The sequence below is a fragment of the Rhodococcus sp. ABRD24 genome, from assembly GCF_004328705.1.
In the GTDB taxonomy this organism is placed as follows: domain Bacteria; phylum Actinomycetota; class Actinomycetes; order Mycobacteriales; family Mycobacteriaceae; genus Prescottella.
The window spans coordinates 4,031,033-4,056,613 of the sequence record NZ_CP035319.1; the positions used below are offsets into that span (position 1 = coordinate 4,031,033).

Here is a 25,581-nt window from a genome sequence, read left to right on the forward strand (position 1 = left end):
GCGGGCGATGTCGATCGTCGAAATCGAAGGAGCTCCGCCGCCAGGACTCGAACCTGAACTATCTGAACCAAAATCAGAGGTGCTGCCATTACACCACGGCGGATTGCCGCGCCGACGGGCCGTAGCCCGAAGCGCGGAAACGATCCTCGCATGCCGACGCGCCGCACGTCGAACTGCTCGCGAAAATACATCGGTTTCGCCCGATAGGCTGGCCACTACCTGCATCGTCGCTGCAGTGGACGGCGTGTCGGAAAGGACGGTTACCTCGAGTGTCGAGACCATCGCGGGAAACTCCGGGTGCCGAACGCGCCCCCCGTACCCGCATGACGGGTACGCAGCGTCGTGAGCAGTTGATCGAGATCGGGCGGGCACTGTTCGCTGAGCGCGGGTACGAGGCGGCGTCGATCGAGGAGATTGCAGCGCGCGCGAACGTCTCCAAGCCTGTTGTCTACGAGCACTTCGGCGGCAAGGAAGGGCTGTACGCCGTCGTCGTCGACCGTGAGATGTCGAAGCTGCTCGAGATGATCACCTCGTCGCTGACGCAGAATCGGTCCCGCGTCCGGGTCGAGAGGGTTGCACTCGCGCTGCTGACATACGTCGAGGAGCGGACCGACGGGTTCCGGATTCTCGTGCGGGACTCGCCGGTCGCCGCGGACGAGGGTACGTATTCGAGCCTGCTCAACGAGGCGGTACGGCAGGTGGGTCACATCCTCGCGGGGGACTTCGCCCGGCGCGGATTCGATCCGGAGCTCGCTCCCTTGTATGCACAGGGTCTCGTCGGCATGGTCGCAACCACCGCAACATGGTGGCTGGACGAACGGACGCCCTCCAAGGAAGTGGTGGCCGCGCATTTGGTGAATCTGTGCTGGAACGGTCTGACGAACCTGGAGGCGGACCCCCAGCTCGGGGAATGATGCCTACGTCGTTCGCGTTGTCCTCGCGGATCGGCAATGCTACGGTCCCGCGGTTGTTCCGCTGAACCTGATCGTTCGCTGATTTCGGGGACCCGCGCGGCGGGCTCGGTGGATGTGTCGGGCGGGCGGCACCAGGTCGCCGGTGACGAGCGGCTGTCGGTTGTGTGGACGCGGGGACGGTAAGGACAGGTACATGGCCAGGCAGGATCGGGCGGAAGCGACCCGCGACTCGGTACTTCGTGGTGCCGCCGAGGTCTTCGGCCGGCTCGGATACGCGCAGTCGAGTCTCAGCGAGATCATCATCGAGTCGAAGGTGACGAAGGGTGCGCTCTACTTTCACTTCGCGTCCAAGGAGGAACTCGCGCGTGCCGTCATCGACGAGGGCTGCGCACGGTTGGACGCCGCGGTTCTGCCGTGGCTGGATCGGCGGACTCCGGCGCTCGAGGCGCTGATCGGAATGTCGTGTGTCATCTCCGACACCGCGGCGACCGATGTGCTGGTTCGTTCGATGTTCCGCCTGGTCACTGAGATCGGTGACTATCGTGGCTCAGGCACCGCGATCTTCGACACCTGGCTCCGGACCCATTGCGTCCTCACCCGCCGCGCGGCCACCGAGGGCGACTTGCGTGCGGACGTGGATCCGGACGAGGTAGGGCGGTTGTTGCTCGAGTTGGTCAGCGGCGTCCGCCTGCTCGCTGCGGCCACCCGCGAACTCGACGACCTCGCGCCTCGCCTGGGTGGGGTGTGGCAATCGATCCTGCCTGTGTTCGTACCGGAATCGAAGGTCGAGTACTTTCGTCAGTTCGCCGCCCGCCGTTTGCGCTGACCGTACGTCTGCCGGTGGCCGTGGACGCCGAAGCGGCGCTGGGCGTTCGGTTGTTGTAGTACTCGGCTGCTAGTAATCTGACGGCGGGCATGTCGATCGAGGTCGGCTGTCCGGACGCGCTGTCGGTCTGCGGGGGGCTAAAGCGGACACCGTTGTCGTGAGGCTGTCTACTCGACTGCTCGCCTGGGAAATGCCGAGGTGCAGTGCGTAGGCGGCAAGGGGGAGATTCTTGTGCCACAAAGCAATTCCAGTGCGAGATCATTGGCCGAACGGGGAGAGCTGATCGGGTCGGTGATTGCCGGCCGGTGGGCTTCGGACGTGGACGGGGAGGGGCGATTTCCGCGCGAGGCGGTTGACGGGCTGTGCCATCAGGGTGTGCTGGGCAGTGCCGTGCCGGTCCACCTTGGCGGGGGCGGCGCATCGATGTCCGAAATATGTGAACTTGTACGGATTCTCGGGCGTCATTGCGCTTCCACTGCGATGGTCCTCGCAATTCATCAGGCGATGGTGTTTGCGATTTCCCGGCACGGGAGCGGGGGGCGCTTCGACCGGGTGCTGTGTGAGATCGCGGATGATCAGTTGCTCGTGACCGGGTGTTTCCGCCAGCCTGCCCGCTTGGGGGAGGGCAGCTCGTCGACCACTGCGGGAGCGACGGTTCTTTTCGGTGAGGAAGCTGATGTCGTGCTAACCCGAGTCGGCGTAGCCGACGGGGCGGGCGGTGGTCACGAAGACGGGCTGGCGCTGGTCCGGACCGACGAAATCGCTTTGCGCCAGGAGTCTTACGGTGACGGGCTGGGGCTGCGTGGGCTCGGCTGGAACACCTACTCGTTGGAGGTGCCCGACCACGCTGGTGATCGCTTCTGTGACAGGTTCGGCCGCGTCGCGGCAATGACGCTCGAACCGGCACTTCGGCTTCTGTCGGGAGCAGCCGGAGTGGGGATCGCCGATACCGCGCTGGACACGGCCGGTCGCTTCGTCGTGGATCACGGATCGCTTGGTTTCGTTGACGATTGGTCGGAGCATGCGCTCGAGCTCGCTCAGTCGGAGGGTGCTCGCGACGCGGCCTGGGATTGCATCCTCGGGCATGCTCGGAACTTCGGTGACTGTGCGGTGGCGGGTATCGACTCCGGGTCGACAGTCGCGTCGGCGATGGGTATCTGCGGCCCGGCGGGGTATCGCGAGACGGGAGAGTTCGGCCTCGGGCGCCAACTGCGGGACTCTCTCGGGATCCGGGAAATGGTCGTTGCTGCGATCGGCATCGAGCGCGGTGGGCGGATCTCGGATAGGTTCTGACGCCAATACCAACTTTCAGTCTGTTTGTCCTCATTATCCAGGGTGATCAGTCTCTTATTGTCGGGTTGTGCGGGCGTGCGGTAGCTTGTGATCCGGTTTGCTGCGGGGCGCTGACCGTCTGTCGATCGAGGTGGGCACGATGGGGGGTGCATATGTCCGGGAGAACGGTGACCACCGGAGGTTCGCGGATCGGGTGCGACGTCGCGATGGTCGGCGACGTCGACCGCAGCATCGAGCGGTTCGGTGAGCGATACCTGCGTCGAGTCTTCACCGAGCGGGAGGTGGCGGAATGCGCCGGCCCGATTCAGGCGTGCCGACTTGCAGCGAGATTTGCTGCAAAGGAGGCGGTGATGAAGGTGCTGCGTCCGTCGGACGACGCGGTGCCCTGGACGAACATCGAAGTGCGGCGGGCGAGTTGGGGCGGCTGTGTCGTCGAGCTGTCGGGTAGTGCGGCTCGTCTGGCCGCGCAGCAGGGTGTCGGTGAGGTGCAGATTTCGATTTCCCACGACGGCGGCGTTGCGGTGGCCATGGCTACTGCCGTCGTTCTCGGTGGGGCCGAACTGAACAGGGGGGAGTGGTCATGACGGAGAGTGCCATCCGGGATGTGCTCGATCGGCATGCGCGCCTGGTGGAGGATGCGCGCCGCATCGATTCCGCGTCGGACTTGTACGAATTGGGATTGACATCGCACGCAAGTGTGAACGTGATGCTGGCGCTGGAGGATTCGTTCGACATCGAGTTCCCCGACGAGTTGCTGCGCAAGAGCACCTTCGAGAGTGTCGATGCCATCCGGAGGGCCCTGTCGTCGCTGGGGGCAGGATGAGCGTCTCGGCGGTCGGTGTGCTCGAGGGGGATGCGGTCGAGCGTGCCACCCGGGTCGCCGCCGACGTGGCGGCGCTGTGGGCGGACGAGGTGGACCGCGACGCTCGTTTCCCAGTAGAGGCAGTCGATGCGCTGAGGGGTGCCGCGCTCCTGAGCTGTGCTGTGCCACGGCATCGCGGTGGCGAGGGTGCCTCCCTGCCGGCGCTGTGCCGGATGGCGCGGATTCTCGGACACCACTGCGCAGCAACAGGAATGGTCTTCGCGATGCATCAGAGTCAGGTGATGTCTCTGGTGCGGCACGGTGACAGTGCGGCGATGAGAGACTTCGTCGATGCTGCTGTCGGTGCACAGTATCTACTGGCCTCTGCTACCACGGAAGTCGGGATCGGCGGGGATGTACGACGGAGTTCCTGTGCGATCGAGATGGTCGCCGGCCGTGCGACGGTATCGAAGAATGCCCCGGTCATCTCGTACGGAGAGTACGCGGACGCGGTTCTCGTGACGGCCCGGCGCACGCCGGACAGCCCGGCGAGCGACCAGGTACTGGTCGTGTGCCGGCGCTCCGATGTCGAGCTCGAGCCCACCGGAGCCTGGAACACGTTGGGGCTCCGCGGTACCTGCAGTCCGGGCTTCGCGCTCCACGCCTCTACGGAACCTGGTCTGATCTGCACCGATCCGTACTCGGAGATCTCCAGTGAGACAATGCTGCCGGTGTCGCACTGTCTGTGGTCGGCGGTCTGGCTCGGTATCGCTGACGCCGCTATGGACAAGGCGCGCAGGTTTGTCCAGTCTGCGGGCCGCCGAGACCCCGGTGTCGTGCCGCCCGGGGCACTTCGGCTCGCCGAATCGGCCGCTGCCCACCAGCAGATGGTGGATCTCGTGGACAGTGCCGCCGTGCGCTTCGAAAGGGCAGCTCGAGATCCTGACGACACTGTCGTTCGCGTTCCGAACGGAGTGGGCTTCGCGCTCGCGATGAACAATCTGAAGGTCAGTACGTCGAACCTGGTGGTCGACATCGTAGGTCAGGCGATGCTGATCTGCGGTATCGCGGGATACCGCGAGGACGGGAAGTACAGCTTGGGTCGCCATCTGCGTGACGCGTACGGCGCTCGCATCATGGTGAACAACGACCGCATCACCGCCAATTCCGCGCAGCTGGCGTTGGCATACCGGGGGGCATTGTGAGCGAGCAACCGGCCGAAACCCTGACCGATCTGGACCGGGCGCGTCTCGATCTTCGATGCGAACTGCTGACCTCGGGTTTGCTGATCGAGTCGTCGGTGCCGGGACTCTACGGGCGGTCCGGACAGTTCGAGGACATAGTGGACGGTATCGACCGTGTCGTGCGTGCTGCAGGCCCGGGTTCGGAGGCGATCCGCCTGCGGTTTCCTCCGATGTTGCCGCGCAGCGACTTCGAGCGAACCGACTACATTGCATCGTTCCCCAATCTGACCGGCGCTATCCACTCGTTCACCGGAACCAACGCCGATCACGCACGAATGCTGGCCGACCGCTCCGAGGGGAAGTCGTGGGACGGCTACTTGGAACCGGCGGACACGATGCTGGTGCCGGCCGCGTGTCATCCGGCGTACCCGATGTTCACCGGGGCACTAGCCGAAGGCGGGGTCCTCCTGGACGTGTACGGATACTGCTTCAGGAACGAGCCTGCCGTGGATCCGGCTCGGATGCAGGCCTTCCGGATGCACGAGTTCGTCGTGATCGGCGATCCCGACACCGCTGCGAATCATCGCGCTTCATGGATAGACCGGGGACTCCAGGTGCTGGACGATCTGGGACTGGAGGCGACCGCGGTTGTCGCCAACGATCCGTTCTTCGGTCGTGCGGGCCGGATGCTGGCAGCCAACCAGCGCAACGAGAACCTGAAGACAGAGTTGACAATTCGTCTGTACGGCGATCTGGACGAGGGCACCGCGGTGGTGTCGTGCAATTGCCACCAGGACCACTTCGGCGCCACCTTCGGCATCGAGACCTCGGACGGATCTGTGGCGCACAGCGCGTGCGTCGGGTTCGGAATGGAACGCATCGCGCTGGCGATGCTGCGCACGCACGGTTCGGATCCACGGCGGTGGCCGGCGGGGGTGCGCAGTCGGATGGCGCTGTGACCGGACCGCTGCTGCCGGTCGCAACCGCCGGTTATTCGCCGCACGGTATCCACTCGTCGCGGCGGATCTGGGCGGAGACCAACTGCTACGTCGATCTGTGGGTGGAGATCCTGCACGTGATCGGTGCCGACCCGGTGCCCGCCGCCGCATGTGCCTTCTCGTCGCGATTCGACGGCCGACAGTGGACGTTCCTGAAGTTCAGGCCGGAGGACCTGGCGGCGTTGTACGGGATCGACGTCGCCGAGATGAATATCTGGCGCCCCGCAATCGACCACCTGGAACACAACCTCGATGCGGGCATGCTGTCGACGGTCGAGGTGGACGGATTCTGGCTGCCGGACACCGCCGGTACGAGTTATCGGCGGCAGCACGTCAAGACGACCATCGCCCCGAACCGGATCGACCGAGCCGTGGAAGAGCTCGAGTACTTCCACAACAGCGGTTACCACCTGCTCCGCGGCGAGGACTTCCGGTGCCTGTTCGGTGTCGGAGACGAACCGGTGTCGTCGTTCGCCCCGTACGTCGAGCAGGTGCGGTTCGACCGGCGTCCCCTCCTTGACGAAGGCCGGTTCGGCGCGGTGCTCCGCCGGCATCTGCGGACGCGCTCGCCGGACAATCCGGTGGCAGGTCTCGCGGCGCGCGTCGAGTCAGACGCGGCGTGGCTACGGGTAGCCGGGATGGAAGCCTTCCATTCGTGGACCTTCGGAACGCTGCGGCAGTGCGGCGCGTCCGCCGAATTGGCCGCCGATGTCTGCGAATTCATGGATTCCCGTGGCTATCCGGGCGCGGCGGCCGCCGCCGGTGGGTTCCGGGCTGTTGCCGAGGGCGCCAAGTCCGTCCAGTTCCGCATGTCGCGGGTCGCACACGGACGCGCCGTCGACCCCCGAGCCCAGCTTGCAGCGATGGCGGAAGAGTGGGAGCGGTCGATGGACATTGTCGTGAAAGCTGCAGAAGCTGACCAACCGATTCAGGTGTCCGCACGGTGACCGACATCGAGATGGTAGATCTGCTGGACGGCGCGTCGTGGCGCTGCGTCGCAACCGACCCCGACACGGTGACTGAACCTGGGAAGCTTGACGACGTCGAGGGGCGATGGCTGTCGGCCACGGTGCCGGGTACCGTCGCGTCCGCTCTACGCGCGGTGGACGGCGACCCGGCGGCACGGTCGGCGGTCGTCGACGACAGTGACTGGTGGTTCGTCACTGAACTACCCGGTCGCCGTCCGCATGCCGGTCCGTGGAGACTCCTGTCGGACGGCCTTGCGACACACTGCGACATCTGGGTCGACGATCGACTGGTCGCGTCGTCCGTATCGATGTTCGTGCCGGTTGCGGTGTTGCTGCCAGACCTTCCCGCGGGGTGCTCCGTCGCATTGAGGTTCCGCTCGCTGACGGCGGAGTTGCGGATGCGGCGTCCGCGCGGCCGTTGGCGGTCGACACTGGTCTCCGCGCAGGGACTCCGGTGGATCCGGACTTCTCTGCTGGGCCGTGCGCCGGTGTTCTCCGGCGTGCCCGCACCGGTCGGGCCCTGGCGGCCCCTCCGGATCCTGCCGGGCCGGGCTCCACGAACCAGGGGTGTCCGCGTCGACACCTCGGTGCACGGCGAAGTCGGCGTCGTGAGGGTGTCGGGCGCTGTCACCGGCTGTGCCTCGGCCACGAAAGTCACCGTCCGGATCGGAGAAGCCACGGTCGATGCGCAGCTCGCGCAGTCCGACGCGGGGGACCGGGAGTTCGCGGTCGTGGTGGAGATTCCGCGGGTCTCACCGTGGTGGCCACACACACATGGCGACTCGCCGCTGTACGACCTGTCGATCGAGTCGGGCGGGAGGACCCTGAGCTCCCGGCGGATCGGATTCCGTGACATCCGGATAGAGCGCGGCCCCGCATTCAACGGTTTCGCGGTGTACGTCAATGGCGTCGAGGTGTTCTGCCGGGGCGCGGTGTGGACACCTACTGATCCGATCGGACTCAACGATCGAGACGGAACTCGAAGGACACTCGAGCGGGTCGCCGAGGCCGGGATCAACATGATCCGGATACCGGGGACGATGGTGTACGAAACCGACGAATTCTGGAGTGACTGCGCGGAGCTCGGAATCATGGTGTGGCAGGACGTCATGCTCGCTACGCTCGATCCACCCGATGACCCGGAGTTCGAGAACCTGCTCGTCGGCGAGGTCACCCACCTGCTGCGCCGCCGGGGAGGGAACCCAGCTCTGGTGGTTCTGAGCGGTGGCAGCGAGACCGAGCAACAGCCCACGATGCTGGGTTCGGTGGATCGGCACGTCCGGGCGGTGCATGAGATCCTGCCTGCACTCGCGTCGGCGGAGGCGCCCGGTGTCGCCTACGTGTCTTCCTCGCCGTCCGTTCCGGCGGACTCCTCGATGCTGCCGACACGCCTCAGCAGTGGAGTGAGCCACTATTTCGGAGTGGGCGCCTACCGCCGTCCGCTCGGCGACGTCCGGCAGACGCGGGTGCGGTTCGCGGCGGAATGCCTTGCGTTCGCGGTGCCGCCGTCCGATCGAGCCGTCGAGAAGCATTTCGGCAGCGCCGCCGTCGCCGGCCACGACCCGCGCTGGAAGGCCGCAGTCCCTCGTGACCGTGGCTCGTCCTGGGACTTCGAGGACGTACGGGACCACTACGTGAGGTCGGTGTTCCACGAGGACCCAGCGGAGGTGCGGTGGTCAGATCCCGAGCGATACCTCGATCTCGGCAGGGCCGCGATCTGCGAGGCTGTCGGTGAGAGCTTCCAGTTCTGGCGGCGGCCCGACTCCGGGTGCGCCGGCGCGCTCGTCCTCGCATTGCGTGACCTCGAGCCTGGGCCAGGCTGGGGCCTGCTCGACTGGGCCGGCGCGCCCAAGGCTCCCTGGTTCGTCTTGCGATCACTCTCGCGTCCTGTCTGCGTGCTGGTGACCGACGACGGACTGGATGGACTGCGGATCGACGTTCGCAACGACACCACCGGCACCGTCGATGGCGAACTGCGGGTGCGCTCACACACCCGCAATGGTGCGGTGTCACTCGATGTCGCGGAGGCGGTCCGAATCGCACCTCACGACGGGCTGTCGTGGTCACTCGATGCGCTCATCGGCCGGTTCACCGACCTGTCTCACGCCTTCCGGTTCGGACCGCAGGTCCACGACAGTCTCACCGTCACGCTGCTCGGTCCGGCGGGCGAGGTCCTCGACGAACGGGTCCGTTTACTCGGGGGGAGCGCTCGTCCGCTCGAACGGTCCGTCGGGCTGACGGCGACGGCCCGACAGGACCGGGCCGGGGCGTGGATCGTTGACGTCCGGACCGAGGCACTCGCGCAGTACGTCCGGTTGGACGTGCCGGGCTTCGACCCGGTGGACTCGTGGTTCCACCTGGCGGCCGGAAGCGGCCGTGCGGTACCGCTGCGCCCGTCGGAGGAGTGCAGCGGGGAGCAGCCTGTCCGGGTGGTGGGCCGCGTCGGGGCCCTGAACTCGCTCGTGAGCGCGCCGATCGTCGCCGACACCCTGCTGAGCCAGGACGTGCATAGAATCGACTAGGCTGGCGCGGGCCGCTATTGGCTGCTCGCCCATGCTCGAGCTGTTCGCCAGCAGTTCGTCGTCACTGCTCAGGAGTGCGTTCTTGACTTCCCCGCCGTCCGTTGCCGACACCCCACTCACCGGATTGGCGAGGACAGCGCTCGGCCACAGCGCGTTCGCCGGGATTGCCGACGAAATCGGGCACACCGGCGTCGATGTGGTGGCGCCGCAGCCCGCGCGGGCTCTCGTGGCCGCCGCACTGGCCGAACACACTCAACTTCTCCTGGTGACGGCCACCGGTCGAGAGGCCGACGACCTCACGACCGAACTGCGCCAGATGCTCGGTGCCGGAGTCGCGCAGTTCCCGTCGTGGGAGACCCTGCCGCACGAGCGGCTGTCGCCGAGCGCCGATACGGTCGGACGCCGGCTCGAGGTGCTGCGCCGTCTGGCCCGGCCCGAGGATCGCCTGTACGGTCCGCCGCTGCGGGTAATCGTGACGACCGTACGATCTCTCGTTCAGCCGATGGCACCGGGACTGGGTGAGATCGAGCCGGTCGTGCTCGAGGTCGGTACCGAGCACGACGTCACAAGACTGATCGAACGCCTCGTCGAGATGGCGTACACGCGTGTCGACATGGTCGGCAAGCGCGGCGAGTTCGCGGTCCGGGGCGGCATTCTCGATCTGTTCCCGCCCACGGCCGATCATCCGGTGCGTATCGAGTTCTGGGGCGACGAGGTAACCGAACTCCGCGCGTTCTCGGTGGCCGATCAACGCTCGCTGGCCGAGGTCGACGTGCAGACGGTGATCGCGCCCCCGTGCCGCGAACTGCTCCTCACTCAGGATGTGCGTGACCGGGCGGCCCAGCTGGCGGTGGACAACCCGGCGGACGCGGCGCTCGTGGAGATGCTCGACAAGATGTCGGCCGGCATCCCGGTCGAGGGTATGGAGGCCTTGCTGCCGGTCGTACGCCCGAGCCAGCTCCAGCTTCTTGCCGAGATCCTGCCGGCGGGTACCCATGTTCTGCTGTGCGACCCCGAGAGGATCCGCACGCGGGCAACCGACCTCGTCCGCACGGGCCAGGAGTTCCTCGAGGCATCGTGGACGGCCGCCTCGATCGGCGGCGCGGCGCCGCTGGACACCTCGGTGCTGAAGGGCGACGGAATCGATCTGGGCGCATCCGCCTACCGGTCGCTGCGGCAGGTGCGGGAGTCTGCCGAAGCGGAGGGTCGGCCCTGGTGGACCATCAGCCCGCTGTCCTCGGGAAGCGGTGAGGAGCTGGAGCTGGCCGTGACTCCTGCGCCGCAGATCCGCGGCTCCGACGACCTGCTCGCCGAATTGTTCGTGACGCTGCGCGCCCACGTGGCCACTGGCGGCCGCGCGGCGGTCGTGGTCGCGGGAGCGGGCACCGCGCAGCGCGCACTCGAGCGGATGAGGGAGGCCGAGGTACCCGCCGCGGAGCTTCCGCCGGGTGCCGAGCTGCCGCGTGGCCAGGTCGGCGTCCTGCGGGGCTCACTACAGGACGGCTTCGTGCTCGCCGGCTCCGAGAAGGAGCCGGGCCTGGTGGTCGTGACCGAGACGGACCTGACCGGGAATCGGGTGGCCGCCGCCGGTGACGGCAAGCGGCTGCCGGCCAAGCGTCGCAACCAGGTGGACCCCCTCGCACTGACAGCGGGCGACATGGTGGTGCACGACCAGCACGGCATCGGCCGGTTCGTCGAAATGGTCGAGCGCACGATCGGCGGCGCGCGGCGCGAGTACCTCGTCATCGAGTATGCGGCCAGCAAGCGGGGGCACCCCGGCGACCGGCTGTTCGTGCCGATGGAATCGCTGGACCAGCTGTCCCGCTACGTCGGTGGCGAGCTGCCGGCACTCAGCAAGCTCGGCGGATCCGACTGGACCAACACGAAACGCAAGGCACGCAAGGCGGTTCGCGAGATTGCCGGTGAGCTGGTGCAACTGTACGCCGCCCGTCAGGCCGCACCGGGCCACGCCTTCGGTCCGGACACGCCGTGGCAGAAGGAGATGGAGGACGCCTTCGCGTTCACCGAGACGCAGGACCAGCTGACGGTCATCGATGAGGTCAAGGCCGACATGGAGAAGGCGGTGCCGATGGACCGCGTCGTGATCGGCGACGTCGGCTATGGCAAGACCGAGGTCGCGATCCGCGCCGCGTTCAAGGCCGTCCAGGACGGCAAGCAGGTCGCGGTGCTGGTCCCGACGACCCTGCTCGCACAGCAGCACCTGCAGACGTTCACCGAGCGTATGGCGTCGTTCCCCGTGAAGGTGCGTGGGCTGTCCCGCTTCACGGATGCGGCGGAGTCCAAGGAGACCATCGCGCAGATGGCGGACGGCGAGATCGACATCGTCGTCGGCACGCACCGTCTGCTGCAGACCGGTGTCCGGTGGAAGGATCTCGGTCTCGTGATCGTCGACGAGGAACAGCGCTTCGGTGTGGAACACAAGGAACACATCAAGGCGCTCCGCACGCACGTCGATGTTCTCACCATGTCGGCGACGCCGATCCCGCGCACGCTCGAGATGAGCATGGCGGGTATCCGGGAGATGTCGACGATTCTGACCCCGCCGGAGGAGCGTCACCCGATTCTCACGTACGTCGGCGCGTACGCCGACAAGCAGGTGGCCGCCGCGATTCGCCGAGAGCTGCTGCGCGACGGCCAGGTTTTCTATGTGCACAACCGGGTCAGCTCGATCGACAAGGCAGCCAAGCGTATTCGCGACCTGGTGCCCGAGGCGCGGGTAGTGGTCGCGCACGGTCAGCTGAACGAGGACACGCTCGAGAAGACCGTGCAAGGGTTCTGGGAGCGCGAGTTCGACGTGCTCGTTTGCACGACGATCATCGAGACCGGCCTCGATATCTCCAACGCGAATACCCTCATCGTCGAGCGAGCCGACTCGCTCGGCCTGTCCCAACTGCACCAGTTGCGTGGCCGCGTCGGTCGCAGCCGGGACCGTGGCTACGCGTACTTCCTGTATCCGCCGGAAAAGCCGTTGACCGAGACCGCCTACGACCGGCTCGCGACGATCTCGCAGAACTCGGACCTCGGTGCCGGCATGGCCGTCGCGATGAAGGACCTCGAAATCCGCGGTGCCGGAAACGTTCTGGGCGCCGAGCAGTCCGGCCATGTCGCCGGCGTCGGCTTCGATCTGTACGTGCGTCTGGTCGGTGAGGCCGTCGAGGCCTACCGCGCAGCAGCCGACGGGCGCCCGATCACCACCGACGAAGGTCCCAAGGAGGTGCGAATCGACCTCCCGGTCGACGCCCACATCCCGCCCGACTACGTCGCGAGCGACCGCCTGCGCCTCGAGGCGTACCGCAAGCTCGCCGCTGCGTCGGACGCCGACGCGATCACGGGCGTCTTCGACGAACTCGTCGACCGCTACGGCCCGCTGCCGGAGGAGGTACGGCGCCTGGTCTCGGTGGCAAAGCTGCGGCTGCTGTGCCGGGAATACGGGCTCGAAGAAGTCGCGGTCACCGGAACGCAGCTGAAGATCTCGCCGATGGCGTTGCCGGATTCGAAGCAGTTGCGGCTCAAGCGGATCTATCCGAGTGCCCAGTACCGTGCCACCACCGGCATGATCCAGCTTCCGGTACCGCGCACCGGAACCGGTGGCGTCGGTGCGGAGCGGATGCGTGACGTGGAATTGTTGCAGTACATCGCCGACCTCCTGCTCGCGCTCGACGGCAAGGCGGCGGGCGCAGCAGTCATGGAGGCCTGACCTGTGACGGTGGTCCTACTCGATCCGCTGCGCCCCACGACCGTGCCGCTCGAGGCCGTACCCTTGCTCGCCGGAGGCATCGAGATCACCGACTGTGTGCCCGAGTCCGCCCGGATGCTGCTGCCGGATCCCGTTCCCGGCGCGCCGGTCCTGATCTCCACTGATCCGACGCATCCGGCGGTGCAGGTGCGGATCGCGGCAGGTGAGCGTGTGATCACCTCGCCGCGTGTCGCGGGAGAGAACCTCGTAGAAGCGGCCGAGGTGATGGACCGGCTGTGGGGATACGGTGGATGGGAGGTCACCCAGACGCACGAAAGCCTGGCCCACTACCTCGTCGAGGAGACCTACGAGGTTCTCGATGCCATCGCGTCGGCGAATCCGGACGATCTACGCGAGGAACTGGGCGATCTGCTGCTGCAGGTGCTGTTCCACTCACGGATCGCCAACGCGGCTGGACGATTCGACGTCGACGACGTCGCGGGCGCACTGGTTGCCAAGCTCGTCCACCGCAGTCCGCACTTGTCCGAGGACGCGGTCGGTCCGATCGACATCGCAGAGCAGGAGCGTGCATGGGAGGTGCGCAAGGGCGCGGAGAAGGCCCGGGGTTCGTGCGTCGACGGTATCGCAGCCAGCCAACCGGCGACGTCGTTGGCCGCGAAAGTGATCCAGCGCGCCGGTAAGGCGGGTTTTCCGGCCGAGTTGGTGCCGGCCGAGTTGGTGCTCGGAGCACAGCAGGTGACACGGGCAGAGGATGAGTTGCGGACAGCAACGAATACCTTCACTGCCCGGGTCAGGTCGGTAGAGGCCGCGGCACGGGCGGACGGAGTGATGCAGTTGACGGCTTCCGACTGGATCCGGTATTGGTCGCGAGCCTGATCGGGCGCGTTACGCCGGGTGATTGAGGGATGAATCACGTTTGCTTCGGTGGACGCCGGAAACGGGGATCAGGTATGTTTCCGTCAGTCAAAAAGACTGTAGGTCGAGCATTGTGCAATTTTTCGGACCGGGGTGGGGGCTCGGGTCGGAGGCAGTGCCGACGGCGATGAACTGAATTCTCTGTTGCCCGCGACCGTGATCCGTCGCGCCTCCGACGCGTCGCGTCCAGGCGGCGCGTGTTCTCGTCGGATCCGGTCGTGCTCGCCTTCATCGCTCGATGTCGGAAGTCCGAAGCGGAAACCGAAGTGGAAGACCTGGGGGGACGATGACCCTGTACGCGCGTGAAATCGACAATCTCGGAGGCGATGTCGGGGATCTGGGTGATCTCGGGGGCGGCGTCGATCTCGCGGAGTCCGTGCCGGTCGAGGAAGCCGCGGAACCGCCGCCGCGCCCGACGGTCACCGTCGTCGTGCCTGCCCTCAACGAGGCCCGAAACCTGCCGCACGTCGCCGCACGGATGCCGGCGGATATCGACGAAATCGTCTTCGTAGACGGGCATTCGGTCGACGACACCGTCGAGGTCGCGAAGAAGTTGTGGCCGCGGGCCAAGATCGTCCTGCAAACCCGGCGCGGCAAGGGCAATGCGCTTGCCTGCGGCTTCCAGGAGGCGACGTGCGACATCGTCGTCATGATCGACGCCGACGGCTCCACGGATCCGGCCGAGATCCCACGCTTCGTCGACGCTCTGGTAGCCGGAGCCGACTTCGCGAAGGGCAGTCGCTTCATCGCCGGCGGGGGGAGTTCGGACATCACGGTGAGTCGTCGGATCGGCAACAAGGCGCTCAACTCGATCGTCAATATCAAGTTCGGCGCCGCCTTCACTGATCTCTGCTACGGCTACAACGCTTTCTGGAGGAATCACGTGCCTGTGATGCAGCTGCCCGCGGCGGGTCTGGCCGAAGCGCAATGGGGAGACGGGTTCGAGATCGAGACTCTCATCAACGTGCGTGTGGCCAACGCCGGGCTGCGGATCGCGGAGGTCCCCAGCTTCGAGCAGGACCGGATCCACGGCGTCAGCAACCTCCACGCGGTGCGCGACGGGTTGCGAGTCCTGCGGACCATTCGCAGTGAACCGCGTGCGCGGCCGCGTGTGATGTCCACCGATCGCCAGGGATGAGTGAAGTCGATGAATCCGACACTAGTCCAATCATTTTCGATGAACGGTCCCGATGTGGAGGCGGCCACGTCGCTGTCGGTGGTCGTCTGTGCCTACACAACCGAGCGCTGGAGTGATCTGTCGGCGGCAGTGCGGTCGGTGCTCGACCAGCGGCAGGCGGTGCACGAGTTGCTTGTCGTGATCGACCACTGCGACGAACTCTTCGAGCGGGCCTCCGCGCAGTACGGGGACAACCTGTCGGTGCGTGTCCTGGAGAACGCAGAGGCCCGTGGGCTGTCCGGTGCGCGGAACACCGGGGTCCGGGCCGCAACCGGTGCGGTCGTCGCGTTCCTCGACGACGATGCGGTGGCGGCGCCGGACTGGGCGGAGTCGCTCCTGGTCCACTACGACGATCCCGACGTCATGGGTGTGGGGGGATATGTAGCCCCGCGGTGGCCGAAGTCCCGGCCGAACTGGATGCCACCGGAATTCGACTGGGTGGTCGGGTGCAGCTATGTCGGCCAGCCGCTTGCCGTAGCGCCTGTGCGGAACTTCATCGGATGCAACATGTCCCTGCGGCGCACGGTCTTCGCCGACGTAGGCGGCTTCGACGATGCTGTCGGGCGAGTGGCGTCGAAACCCGCCGGCTGTGAGGAGACAGAGTTGTGTATCCGGGTCCGGTCTCGGCATCGGTCCGCGCGGTTGCTCCACGACCCCGCGGTCCGGGTGACGCACCGGGTCACGGAGCCTCGGACGACATTCCGCTACTTCGTCAGGCGCTGCTACCACGAAGGAATCTCGAAGGCCGTTGTCACGGAGTTGGCCGGCTCCCGCGATGCGCTCAGCAGCGAGCGCGAGTACACGACACGGGTGTTGCCGCGTGCGGTAGTGACCGGGCTCCGGTCACCGTCGGACGGTGGCCTCGCCCGCGTCGGTGCAGTGCTCGCGGGCCTCGTGGTGACGATCGCCGGCTACTCGCGTGGACGTACAGCCCGCAGACTGTGCCGCGGAGCCGGGTATGTCTGAGGACCGCGACCGGACGAAGCCGGTCCTCCTGCACCCCGTGCTGCCGTCCAGCGAGGTGCCCACGTGGCCAGGAGCGGTGTGGGTGGGTCGGCTCGACCTGGGCGCGTCCGGCGTCACCGACCGAGATGGCTACCGATTGGTCGGAGCGGACGGATATCGTCGGGCACGACTGGCAATCCTCCGCGATCGGGAGCTGTCGGGATTCGTGGAGGTCGACGTTCACGGGGATCATCTCGACGGGGCGGAGGTCTCACGGGCGGTAGCGGGGTTGAGCCCTGCTACCGGGCCCAGGCTCCGGATCCTGAACAGGGATGTGGCAAGGCCGGTCACCGTGGTCGTGTGTACCCGCGACAGGGTAGCGATGCTCCGGGTCGCGCTGGAGTCGATTCTCGCATCCGACTATCCCGACTTCGACGTCGTCGTCGTCGACAATGCGTCTGCCACCGACGAAACCCGACGCTATGTCGACGAGTTCGATGATCCGAGGGTGCGGGTGGTCGTGGAACCACGGGCAGGCCTGTCGCGGGCCCGCAATGCGGGGCTGCGTGCGGCCACGGGGGAGATCGTCGCCTTCACCGACGACGATGTCGTCGTCGACTCTGGATGGCTCGGGGAATTGACGCGGGCGTTCGACTGGGATTGTTCGGTTGCGTGCGTGTGCGGAATCGTGCCGAGCGGGGAGATTCGCACGCCGGCGCAGGCCTACTTCGATCAGCGCGTCGGTTGGGCCAGTTCGTGCACGCCGCGACTCTTCGATCTCGCCGACCCGCCCGCCGACGTGCCGTTGTTCCCGTTCCAGGTAGGTATCTACGGCACCGGGGCGAACTTCGCGGTCGACCGCCGGACGGCCGCATCGCTCGGCGGTTTCGACGAGGCGCTCGGCGCCGGATCGCCCACCGACGGTGGCGAGGACCTCGACATGTTCTTCCGGGTCCTCCACGCAGGTCGACAGCTCGCATATCAGCCGGCGGCCATAGTCTGGCACCGGCATCGCGCTGACAACGCGGCCCTGGCCGTGCAGGCCCGTGGTTACGGGTTGGGCCTTGGCGCGTGGCTGTGCAAGATCATGCTGCATCCACGGACAGCGGGGCTCGCGGTACGAACCGCGATTGTCAAGGTGCCCACGGTCGTCCGCCTCTCACGCAAACTGTCAGTCGATGTCGCGCCGTCTCGGGCGCTCGCCGACTCGTTGCCCCCGGGCATCGGGGCGGTCGAGCTGTGGTCGATTGCCAAGGGGCCCGCGGCATATCTGCGGGCACGGCGGGAGGGCCGACGTCGAGCCCCACTCGAAGGGCTCGACGATGGCTGCGTCTAGAGACGACACCCGATTCGTCACCTGGTTCGGCCCCGCCGCACAGCGACTGTTCGGTGCCTTGGACATTCCACCGGACGGGCAGTGTCGGGGCGCCGTCGTGCTGTGCCCGCCGATCGGGAAAGAGCACGTGGACGCGTACCGAGGCGTGGCGCTGCTGGCGCGCAAGCTGCGCGAACACGGATTCATGGTGCTGCGCTTCGATTATCCCGGCGTCGGTGACTCGACCGGTGCGCCCGACGCGGCCGACGCAGTCGAGCGGTGGCTCGACAGCGTAGCGACGGCCGTCGACTACGTCAGAGCCGCCGGTGCGCCTACCGTCACACTCGTCGGACTGCGCGTGGGCGGCCTGATTGCCGCGCACGTGGCCAACCGTTGCGGTGGACTGGCCGCCGTCGTCCTCTGGGATCCGGTGACACGGGGCCGCAACTTCCTTCGCCGCCAGAGTGCCCTGTACCAGATGTCCGTCGGCGTGGACGAGCCGTCCGATCCACGGATCTCGGTGATCGGTGCAGTGCTGGCTCCCCGGGCAGCGGCGCAATTGTCGGCGCTGGATCTGCGTTCAGCCGAGCTGTCCGGTGTGGGCCGGGTCCTTGTGGCGACGCGGCGCGCAGATCATGGGTCGGCGGCAATCCGAGACCTGGTCGAGCAGTGGGACGCGGACGACATGGCTCTCGATGATCACGACCTGTTTCTCGAGCCCGAGGACTTCCTGGTCCGGATGCCGGTCCCGGATATCGGCGCGATCGCCGGGTGGATCGATGGCGCAATCGGATTGGACCGGTGCCGCGTACACCCGATCCTGTGCACGGAGGCCGAGGTGGGGCGCACTGCGGATGGGCGTGCGATCGTCGAGAGCCTCCTGTTCCTGGGCGAGCACCGGTTGTTTGCCATTCGAACTGCCGCCGAGGGGACACAGACTGGCGGCCCGACATTGATTCTGTACGGTACTGCGAGCGAGCATCGGGTGGGGCCGGTGCGGATGTGGGTGGAGTTGTCCCGCGACATCGCCGAATCAGGCGTGGTGGCATACCGTTTCGACCGCCGCGGTACCGGCGAGACGGGGGTCGTGGCGGACGACGAGCGCACCACCATCTACACGCCCGAGTCGAGACAGGACGCGATTTCGATCGTCGACTCCGTCGGCGCGCCGGCCGAGTCGGTCGTGTTGGCGGGGATGTGCTCGGGTGCATGGAATTCGAGCTACGCGGCCTTGCACCGCAAGGTTCGCGCCGTGGTGCTGGTGAACATGGCCGACTGGGCGATCGCCCGCAATTCCTTCGTCAAACGCTCGACGATGGCGACCGACACCTGGTCGGGTTCGGGACGTGTGTTCGATGCGATGCACCGCCACGCTCCCGCGATCAAGAACCGGCTGCGCACCGTGCTGCCGTACCGCGGATGGCTCGTCCTGGGTCGGTTCGGTTTGCTGCAGGTGCCCGAGATCATGCTGCGCCCCTTGTGGAAGCGTGGTGTGCGGACCAAGGTGCTCCTGTCGCCGAATGACCACGAGTTCTTCGAGACGAACAGGGGAGAGGAGTCCGTTCGGCGACTGCAACGCGATGGCTGGGACGGGCGCATCGTTCGGTATCGGACCGGTGATCATTCGTTGTACAGCAGGGACCTGCGAAAGATGGTGCGTGCGGACATCGTGCGAGCCGTCGTCGATGCGATCGGTCCGGTGGCGACGCCCGCTCATGCCTCGGTGTCGGCGGCAGTACCCGACGGGGTGGGGGCGCAGTGAGCTCGGCCCTGTCGTCGGCACCCTCTCTGCCTCCTTCGCCGCAGACCGCCGGCCCCGAGAGGCCATCAGCGGGGAGGAACCTGCAGATCAACTCGATGGCCCTGATGGCGTCGAGCGTCCTCACCGGGCTACTCGGTTTGGTGTTCTGGGCAGCTACGGCCAGGCTCTTCCCGGCCGATCAGGTAGGCGTCGCGTCCGCGCTGATCTCGACCGCAATCATGTTGTCCACACTGTCGAATCTCAGCCTCGGCGCGATGTACGAGCGCTTCCTTCCAGTAGCGGGGCACCGTGCCGGGGTGCTTCTGATCAGTGGTTTCGGGGTGGTCGCGCTGGTCGCCCTCGTGCTCGCGGTCGGCATGATCATCCTAGGACCGCGTGATGTCCTGTTCGAGAACCGATTGGAGATCTTGATCTACCCCTTGTTCGTGATCGCTCTTGCGCTCTTCGCCCTCCAGGACCAGACGGTGTCGGGGCTGGGGGTGGCCCGATGGGCGGCGTGGAAGAACATCGTGCACGCGGTGGTGAAACTGGTTGCGGTCATCGCCTTGGCGGGAACGGCTTCGGCGCTGTCGATCGTGGCGTCCTGGGGTGTGACGGCGGCTCTCACCGTCGTCACGGTCTTCGCGTTGATGAGGGCAAAGGTGCGACGCGATCCCCGCTACACTCTGGAACCCGATCTGCCGCCGAGACGCGAACTCGGCGTGTACTTCGGCTCGTCGTATGGGATCTCGGCGTTGGGTTCGATTGCGCCCCTCGTTGTCCCACTGCTGGTCGTCGTGCATGTCGGGGCCGCGGCCAACGCCTACTTCGCGGTCACGTGGTCGATTGTCAGTGCGTTGTACATCATGGTGAACCTTATGGTCGGACCCTTCGTGGCGGAGGCGGCCGCCCATCCGGAGAAGCTTGTCTCGCTCGCGGTGCGCTTCGTCCGCACCATCGCAGTCGTGGCCGTCGTCGGCGGGTTGGGACTGGCATTCGCGGCTCCTGTCGCGCTCCAACTTGTCGGCGCCGAGTACCGGACGCAAGGAACACCGTTGCTGCATCTGGCTGCTGTGTTCATTCCGCTCACCGTCGTGGGCGCCGTGTACGACGGATTGGCGCGAGTCGACCGGAAGTTGACGCTCGCCGTCGTGACGACGTGTCTGTCCACCGCGGTGATCATCGTCGGAACGATTGTGCTCACCCGGTCGATCGGTGTCGCAGGCGTCGGTTGGGCCTACCTGTCGGCCGAAGCGATCAGGATGGTGATCCTGCTCGGGCCGCTGGTGGCGTCGCTGCGGCGGCTCCGTTCACGCGCGGCCTGGGAACGCTGGTGGGCAGAGCAGTCCGTCGAGCAGTCGAAGTCCGGGGGCGAGCGACTTGGGTGACATGAGTACGCGTGACGCGATGTGGTCGGGCAGCCGGATACTCGGTGTGGTCGGCCCGGTTCGACTCCCGTCCAACGACGAGATCGCCTCTCGGGCAGCAGCATTGATCGACGCCGGTCGACGCTGCACGCCGCTGGGCGTGATGGCTGGATTGCATGCGACGGACCCGGTGCCGGTGCGTGCGCTCCCTCAGTGTGGAGCCGGCGACCTCCCGCTGGTCCTCCGGCAACTGGCACGCGAGCCGCGCGACGGGCCGCCGCTCGGGCTTGCCACCGCCGGAAACTACCTGTTCGTGGACCTGTGTCACGGGCTGGGTGACAGTCGGCTCATGGTTCTCCTCACCCGTGCACTGCTGGACGGTCCCGCCGCTGAGCTGCCTTCGTGGGTGCGTGACCGGGAGGTGTCTGCGCCGCTTGCGCGGGCCGTCTCGACATTCTACGGATCCGATCCGCGCCGACTCCGCGCGCTGCTGGGGGTCGATCGCGGAAGAACCGACATCGACGATCATGCCCCGACGCGGTCGTGGACACGGTCCCCGTCGGTGCTCGTCGCGTCGGCCTCCGTCGGACTCGCCGACGAACTGCGTCGATGGCGGGACCGCTGGATGTCGGGTACGTCGCTGGCCGCAATCCTGTGTGCCGCGGTTTCCCGCGAGGTCCGCGCGCGGATCCCGGCCACCGACAGCACCAGCGTCATCTTCGACTGTCGACGCTATCTACCTGAGTCCGCAACCGTGCACGGGAACTTCACCGCCGGGGTCGATCTGACTCTTCCCGATCCGGGAGACCCGATCGAGTTCGGGCGGGGGATAGGCGAGGCGCTCGCGGCCGGCCGGCCACTCGCGTCACTCGCGCACAGCGTCCACCGATTCAGGCGGGCGGTACGGGCAGGGGGGCGTCCGGGCCCGGCGACGACGGTGTCGTGTTCACCCCGAGCCAGACTGGTCTTCTCCGATGTGGGACAGGTGATTCCGCTCTGCAGCCTCGACTGGGTCGACGGGCCGGGCCAGCGCTTCGCGGGCGTCCTGAGCGAGCCTGCCGAGCCCGAGTCGATCGTGTTCACGATGCTCCGTCGCGGCCCGGAGCTCGACGTCACTGCGTCGTTGCACGACAACGTGTTCGATGTCGACATCGTCCAGGATGCACTTGATTCCGCCCTGCTCGATCCGCTCAGCCTCTTCCCGGGAAGGACACCGTGATGACCGCACGGCTCGGCTCGCTCCCTGCTCGCAGGCTGTCGCCTTGGCTTCTCGTCGCCTCGGTGCAGTTCTTCGTGTGTGAGTTCCTGGTGGCAGGGACCTGGCGCGGCCGATACAGCTACAGAGAGAATTACGTCAGTGATCTGATGGTGCCGTTCTGCGGACCGGACGGCAGCGATCCGTGCAGCCGGACCGCCGTCGTCTTCCGCGCGTCCGTGGTTCTCGTGGGGCTCGCGTTCCTGGTGGCGGCGTGGGCGTGGCGCGGCATCGGTGCGATCGGCTCGGCGGGCGCCGCGTACCTGTCGGTCGCCGGCCTCGGTGCGGTGGTGACCGGTGTCGCGAGGCCGGACACCTCCTGGATCGTGCATTCCGTCGGCGCAACTCTCTTCTTCCTGTTCGGCAGTCTCGCCTGTGTGACCATCGCGTTGTCCGCCCGGGATGTCGTGAGCGGGGCTCTGAGCAGCGCCGTGCCCTCGATATCCGGGTGGATCGGCGCGACCCTCGTGTGCGGCGTCGTCGGTGCGGCTTCCTACTTCTGTTACAGCTACGGGTGGGACGGTGGCCTGGGTATCGGCGGAATGGAACGTCTGGGTGGCTACGCGACCGTGCTGGGATTCGTGGGTTGCATGCAGATCGTGCGCTGTATCGGAGCGATCGTTCCCGGCGTCGCGTCGGTGGGCGGTCGGGATGGCTAGGTCGCGGTTCCGGAACAGCATCTCCACGGGGTGGTGGATGTTCGTGTGGGTCTTACTCGCGTGCGTCGTCGGCGCCGGTTGGTTCACCGAGGGTCGGTATGCCGCGGGCAGGGGCGTTCAGCCGACGTCGGTGTTGTTCGTCGACGACTTCGACGGCCCGCCGGGTGCGCGGCCGGATCCGGCGCGGTGGAGTTACGACATGGGTGCAGGGGGCTGGGGAAACGGTGAATCTCAGACCTATACCGACGATTCGTCCAATGTCCAACTGGACGGGGCCGGTCGCCTGGTCATCACGGCGCGGGGCGCAGATGACGGGATCACGTCGGCCCGACTCACGACGGACGACCGGTTCAGCTTCGTCCACGGCCGTGCGGAGGCTCGACTGAAGCTGCCGGCAGGTGCCGGACTGCATCCCGCATTCTGGCTACTCGGCGCCGACCTCGATCGGGTGGGATGGCCGGAGTCGGGTGAAATCGACGTGGTCGAAGCCGTCAACGGTGCCGACTTCACGCATCACTCGTTGCACGGACCGTCCGCCTCGGGCACACGGTGGACCGTGGGGTCCGAGGACCGCGAGACCCCCTCGCTCACCGACGACTTCCATGTCTACTGGGTGGAACGGGATCCGGGGCGGATCGCGATGGGGATCGATGACCGCACCACCGCGTCGTTCGAGCCCGGGGATCTGCGCCAAGGGGATCGCTGGGTATTCGACAAGCCGTTCTTCCTGCTACTCAACGTAGCGGTCGGCGGGGCCTGGCCGGGCCCAGTGGATCCGACGGCACCGTTCCAATCGTCGATGCTGGTCGACTGGGTGAGGGTGACCGATGGCTGACCATCGAGCGGCGCTGGTCGCCACGCCACACGACGCCGGCGAATCCGGGCGGTCACGGATGCGCCGTTTGGATGCGGTGGCGCTCGTATCCGTCTGCTTCGCATTCGCGACCCTGCTGCCGATTCCCGGGCCGCTGCAGGCAGTGCTGCTGACGGTCTTCCTCCTGGTCGGTCCCGGCGCGGCAGTGATGACCTGGATACGGGTGCCGGCGGCGGCCGTCGTCGCGGCGGTGCCGGTGGTGGGTATCGCGGCGGTTGCCGCATCCACGACGGTCCTCGCGTGGTTCCATCGGTGGCCGCCGACCGGACTGTTGCTGGCACTGGCAGGCGCGGTGCTGGTCTCGGCCTCGATCCACGACTACAGGACTGTCGGGCACCCCGGTCCGATGCTCGCGCGACTGCGAGCGGGATTCAGGCCCGATCGGCCGGCCACGATGAGCTCCGCGTGGGCGCGGCTGCGGTCCAATCTGCCTTTGCGGTTGCTCATCGTCGGCCTGGTCTGCTGGGCAGCGGTACTTCCGGGGCTTCGCGACGTGCCGTACTCGCAGTTCGGATTGCTGTTCGTCGGCGCTGGCCCCGGTCTCGTGGCGGCCCTGGTCCTCGTTGTCGTGGCATTCCTATGGGCGCTGCGCGAAGGGCGGTTGCCCACCGCCGCAGTGGCGATCGGTGCCGCGATCCTCGTCCAACGGGTGACGGTCACGCTGATCACCGAGGTGCCGATCTACGGATGGACCTACAAGCACATCGGAGTCGTGGACTACATCGAGCGGTTCCACGCGCTTCCGCCCGAGGGCATCGACATCTACGGCGAATGGCCGGCCTTCTTCACCAGTTTCGCCTGGTTCGGGAATGTCACGTCCGTCGACGCGTTGCTGGTCGCGCACTGGTTCGCGCCGGTCGTCCACGCGCTGCTTGCGATCGGGATCGTCTGCATCGCGCTCCTGATCGGTTTGGACATCCGGGTCGCGCTCGCGGCTGCGATGATCGCCGAGATCGTGAACTGGGTGGGGCAGGACTACTTCTCGCCGCAGGCGCTCGCGTTGGTGATGGCGTTGGGGATCGTCGCTCTGCTCATCGCATCCCGGGAGAGTCCCCGGGCCGCCTATCCGGCCGTTGCTCTGTTCGCCGCGTTGGTGCCGACTCACCAGTTGACGCCGTACTGGTTGCTTGCGGTGGCTGCATTGCTGACTGTGACCCGCAGAGTTCGCCCGTGGTGGATTCCGGTCGCCTTCGGAGTGCTCCTGTTCAGTTACCTCGTGCCGAGACTCGACATCGTCGCTCCTTACGGTTTGCTGTCCGGATTCAACCCCATCGACAACGCCGCCAGCAACGTTGCACTCGACGGCACCGTCGGCAAACTGTTCACGTCGGTGGTGTGCCGATCACTTTCGGCCGGAGTGATTCTCGTGGCGGCAGCATGCGCGGTGCTGTGGTGGCGGCGTCAGCGGCCGTCGCTGATCGCTGCCGTCATGGCGTTCAGCTCCTTTGTGCTGCTCGCCGGGCAGAGTTACGGTGGCGAGGCCATCTTCCGGGTGTACCTGTACGCGGTACCTGGTTGCGCGATCCTGATCGCACCCTTGCTGGTGGACGCGGTGTCGATGTCCGGAGTCGCTGCCAGGTTGCGCCTTGCGGTGTGGGCAGGGGTGGGCGTTACCGTGATTGGAGCTGTGTTCGCCGGTCTCCAAGGCTATTTCGGCCTGTGGTCGCTGGTCATCGGATACCGATCCCAGGTGGTTCTGGCGGAGGACATGCTCGCTGCCGAGCAGGCGCCGGCGACGGTGATGTCCCTGTATGCCGCGGGTCTGCCGACACGGGGCAGCGCCGACTACATCCGATTCGCCGAGTACGACAAGTACTTCGATCGGCCCTATGTGTCCTATCCGCCCGACGTTCTCGCGAACTTCCCCGACTCCGGACAGGTCGCGCAGTTGACTGCGGAAGCGGCAGCGCGTGAAGGAGATTCGTTCATTGTCCTGACCGCCCAGGCTTCGGCGGCGCTCGAATACTACGGATACTTCCCGGCGGGAGCCGTCGAGGAGTTCGAGCGCCAGCTGTGGATGAGCACCGACTGGACGCTCTACGCCGCCGACGGCCACACCACCGTATTCCGGTTTTCGCACGGCATGCCCGATCGGGGATAACAGTTGG

20 protein-coding genes and 1 tRNA gene are annotated in these 25,581 nt (G+C 66.7%); 20 read left to right on the forward strand and 1 reads right to left on the reverse strand.

Going from position 1 to position 25,581, the window contains the following annotated elements; genetic code table 11:
- Positions 1–32 precede the first annotated feature (32 nt).
- A tRNA-Gln gene (locus tag ERC79_RS18005) sits at positions 33–103 on the reverse strand.
- A 220-nt stretch (positions 104–323) separates the two neighbouring features.
- Here ERC79_RS18005 and ERC79_RS18010 point away from each other — a divergent pair.
- The 20 genes from ERC79_RS18010 to ERC79_RS18105 all read left to right on the forward strand — a co-directional run bounded on the left by ERC79_RS18010 (position 324) and on the right by ERC79_RS18105 (position 25,574).
- Complete coding sequence (locus ERC79_RS18010; RefSeq protein WP_131579780.1) at positions 324–914, forward strand: TetR/AcrR family transcriptional regulator; 591 nt, start codon at positions 324–326, stop codon at positions 912–914.
- A gap of 193 nt (positions 915–1,107) precedes the next feature.
- Entirely contained in the window at positions 1,108–1,740 is a 633-nt protein-coding gene (locus ERC79_RS18015) for a ScbR family autoregulator-binding transcription factor (protein ID WP_131579781.1), read from the forward strand.
- Between the two features lie 261 nt (positions 1,741–2,001).
- Positions 2,002–3,033, forward strand: coding sequence for an acyl-CoA dehydrogenase family protein (locus ERC79_RS18020; protein WP_165497164.1), 1,032 nt, complete (start codon positions 2,002–2,004; stop codon positions 3,031–3,033).
- Positions 3,034–3,185: 152 nt separating this feature from the next.
- A complete protein-coding gene (locus ERC79_RS18025) occupies positions 3,186–3,617 on the forward strand; it encodes a holo-ACP synthase (protein WP_131579783.1) in 432 nt (143 codons plus the stop codon).
- Positions 3,614–3,856, forward strand: coding sequence for an acyl carrier protein (locus tag ERC79_RS18030; RefSeq protein ID WP_131579784.1), 243 nt, complete (start codon positions 3,614–3,616; stop codon positions 3,854–3,856). Before ERC79_RS18025 ends, ERC79_RS18030 begins: the two co-directional genes overlap by 4 nt.
- Entirely contained in the window at positions 3,853–5,040 is a 1,188-nt protein-coding gene (locus tag ERC79_RS18035; RefSeq protein WP_131579785.1) for an acyl-CoA dehydrogenase family protein, read from the forward strand. The genes ERC79_RS18030 and ERC79_RS18035 overlap by 4 nt, the downstream gene beginning before the upstream one ends.
- The gene (locus tag ERC79_RS18040) at positions 5,037–5,978 is read left to right on the forward strand and encodes an amino acid--[acyl-carrier-protein] ligase (protein WP_242676627.1); all 942 of its coding nucleotides are present in this window, start codon (positions 5,037–5,039) and stop codon (positions 5,976–5,978) included. The genes ERC79_RS18035 and ERC79_RS18040 overlap by 4 nt, the downstream gene beginning before the upstream one ends.
- Positions 5,975–6,964 carry a DUF1839 family protein gene (locus tag ERC79_RS18045; RefSeq protein WP_131579786.1) on the forward strand — a complete coding sequence of 330 codons (990 nt, stop codon included), beginning with the start codon at positions 5,975–5,977 and terminating at the stop codon, positions 6,962–6,964. The genes ERC79_RS18040 and ERC79_RS18045 overlap by 4 nt, the downstream gene beginning before the upstream one ends.
- On the forward strand, positions 6,961–9,507 hold the full coding sequence (locus ERC79_RS18050; protein ID WP_347563574.1) for a glycosyl hydrolase: 2,547 nt from the start codon (positions 6,961–6,963) through the stop codon (positions 9,505–9,507). The genes ERC79_RS18045 and ERC79_RS18050 overlap by 4 nt, the downstream gene beginning before the upstream one ends.
- A gap of 31 nt (positions 9,508–9,538) precedes the next feature.
- On the forward strand, positions 9,539–13,225 hold the full coding sequence (mfd, locus tag ERC79_RS18055; protein ID WP_131579787.1) for a transcription-repair coupling factor: 3,687 nt from the start codon (positions 9,539–9,541) through the stop codon (positions 13,223–13,225).
- A 3-nt stretch (positions 13,226–13,228) separates the two neighbouring features.
- Positions 13,229–14,101: a MazG family protein gene (locus ERC79_RS18060; protein WP_131579788.1), complete on the forward strand. Its 873-nt coding sequence runs from the start codon at positions 13,229–13,231 to the stop codon at positions 14,099–14,101.
- A gap of 325 nt (positions 14,102–14,426) precedes the next feature.
- The gene (locus ERC79_RS18065; protein ID WP_131579789.1) at positions 14,427–15,278 is read left to right on the forward strand and encodes a glycosyltransferase family 2 protein; all 852 of its coding nucleotides are present in this window, start codon (positions 14,427–14,429) and stop codon (positions 15,276–15,278) included.
- A 39-nt stretch (positions 15,279–15,317) separates the two neighbouring features.
- The gene (locus tag ERC79_RS18070; RefSeq protein WP_131579790.1) at positions 15,318–16,283 is read left to right on the forward strand and encodes a glycosyltransferase family 2 protein; all 966 of its coding nucleotides are present in this window, start codon (positions 15,318–15,320) and stop codon (positions 16,281–16,283) included.
- Entirely contained in the window at positions 16,276–17,598 is a 1,323-nt protein-coding gene (locus ERC79_RS18075; RefSeq protein ID WP_131579791.1) for a glycosyltransferase family 2 protein, read from the forward strand. Before ERC79_RS18070 ends, ERC79_RS18075 begins: the two co-directional genes overlap by 8 nt.
- The gene (locus tag ERC79_RS18080; protein ID WP_131579792.1) at positions 17,585–19,339 is read left to right on the forward strand and encodes an alpha/beta fold hydrolase; all 1,755 of its coding nucleotides are present in this window, start codon (positions 17,585–17,587) and stop codon (positions 19,337–19,339) included. The genes ERC79_RS18075 and ERC79_RS18080 overlap by 14 nt, the downstream gene beginning before the upstream one ends.
- Positions 19,336–20,706 (forward strand): lipopolysaccharide biosynthesis protein, encoded by a 1,371-nt coding sequence (locus ERC79_RS18085; RefSeq protein ID WP_242676628.1) that lies wholly within the window; start codon positions 19,336–19,338, stop codon positions 20,704–20,706. The genes ERC79_RS18080 and ERC79_RS18085 overlap by 4 nt, the downstream gene beginning before the upstream one ends.
- A gap of 1 nt (position 20,707) precedes the next feature.
- Positions 20,708–21,904, forward strand: coding sequence for a hypothetical protein (locus tag ERC79_RS18090; protein ID WP_131579793.1), 1,197 nt, complete (start codon positions 20,708–20,710; stop codon positions 21,902–21,904).
- Positions 21,904–22,599 carry a DUF998 domain-containing protein gene (locus ERC79_RS18095; RefSeq protein ID WP_131579794.1) on the forward strand — a complete coding sequence of 232 codons (696 nt, stop codon included), beginning with the start codon at positions 21,904–21,906 and terminating at the stop codon, positions 22,597–22,599. Before ERC79_RS18090 ends, ERC79_RS18095 begins: the two co-directional genes overlap by 1 nt.
- A 37-nt stretch (positions 22,600–22,636) precedes the next feature.
- Positions 22,637–23,434 carry a glycoside hydrolase family 16 protein gene (locus ERC79_RS18100; RefSeq protein ID WP_131579795.1) on the forward strand — a complete coding sequence of 266 codons (798 nt, stop codon included), beginning with the start codon at positions 22,637–22,639 and terminating at the stop codon, positions 23,432–23,434.
- Positions 23,427–25,574 (forward strand): hypothetical protein, encoded by a 2,148-nt coding sequence (locus tag ERC79_RS18105; protein WP_131579796.1) that lies wholly within the window; start codon positions 23,427–23,429, stop codon positions 25,572–25,574. Before ERC79_RS18100 ends, ERC79_RS18105 begins: the two co-directional genes overlap by 8 nt.
- The last annotated feature ends 7 nt before the right edge of the window (positions 25,575–25,581 follow it).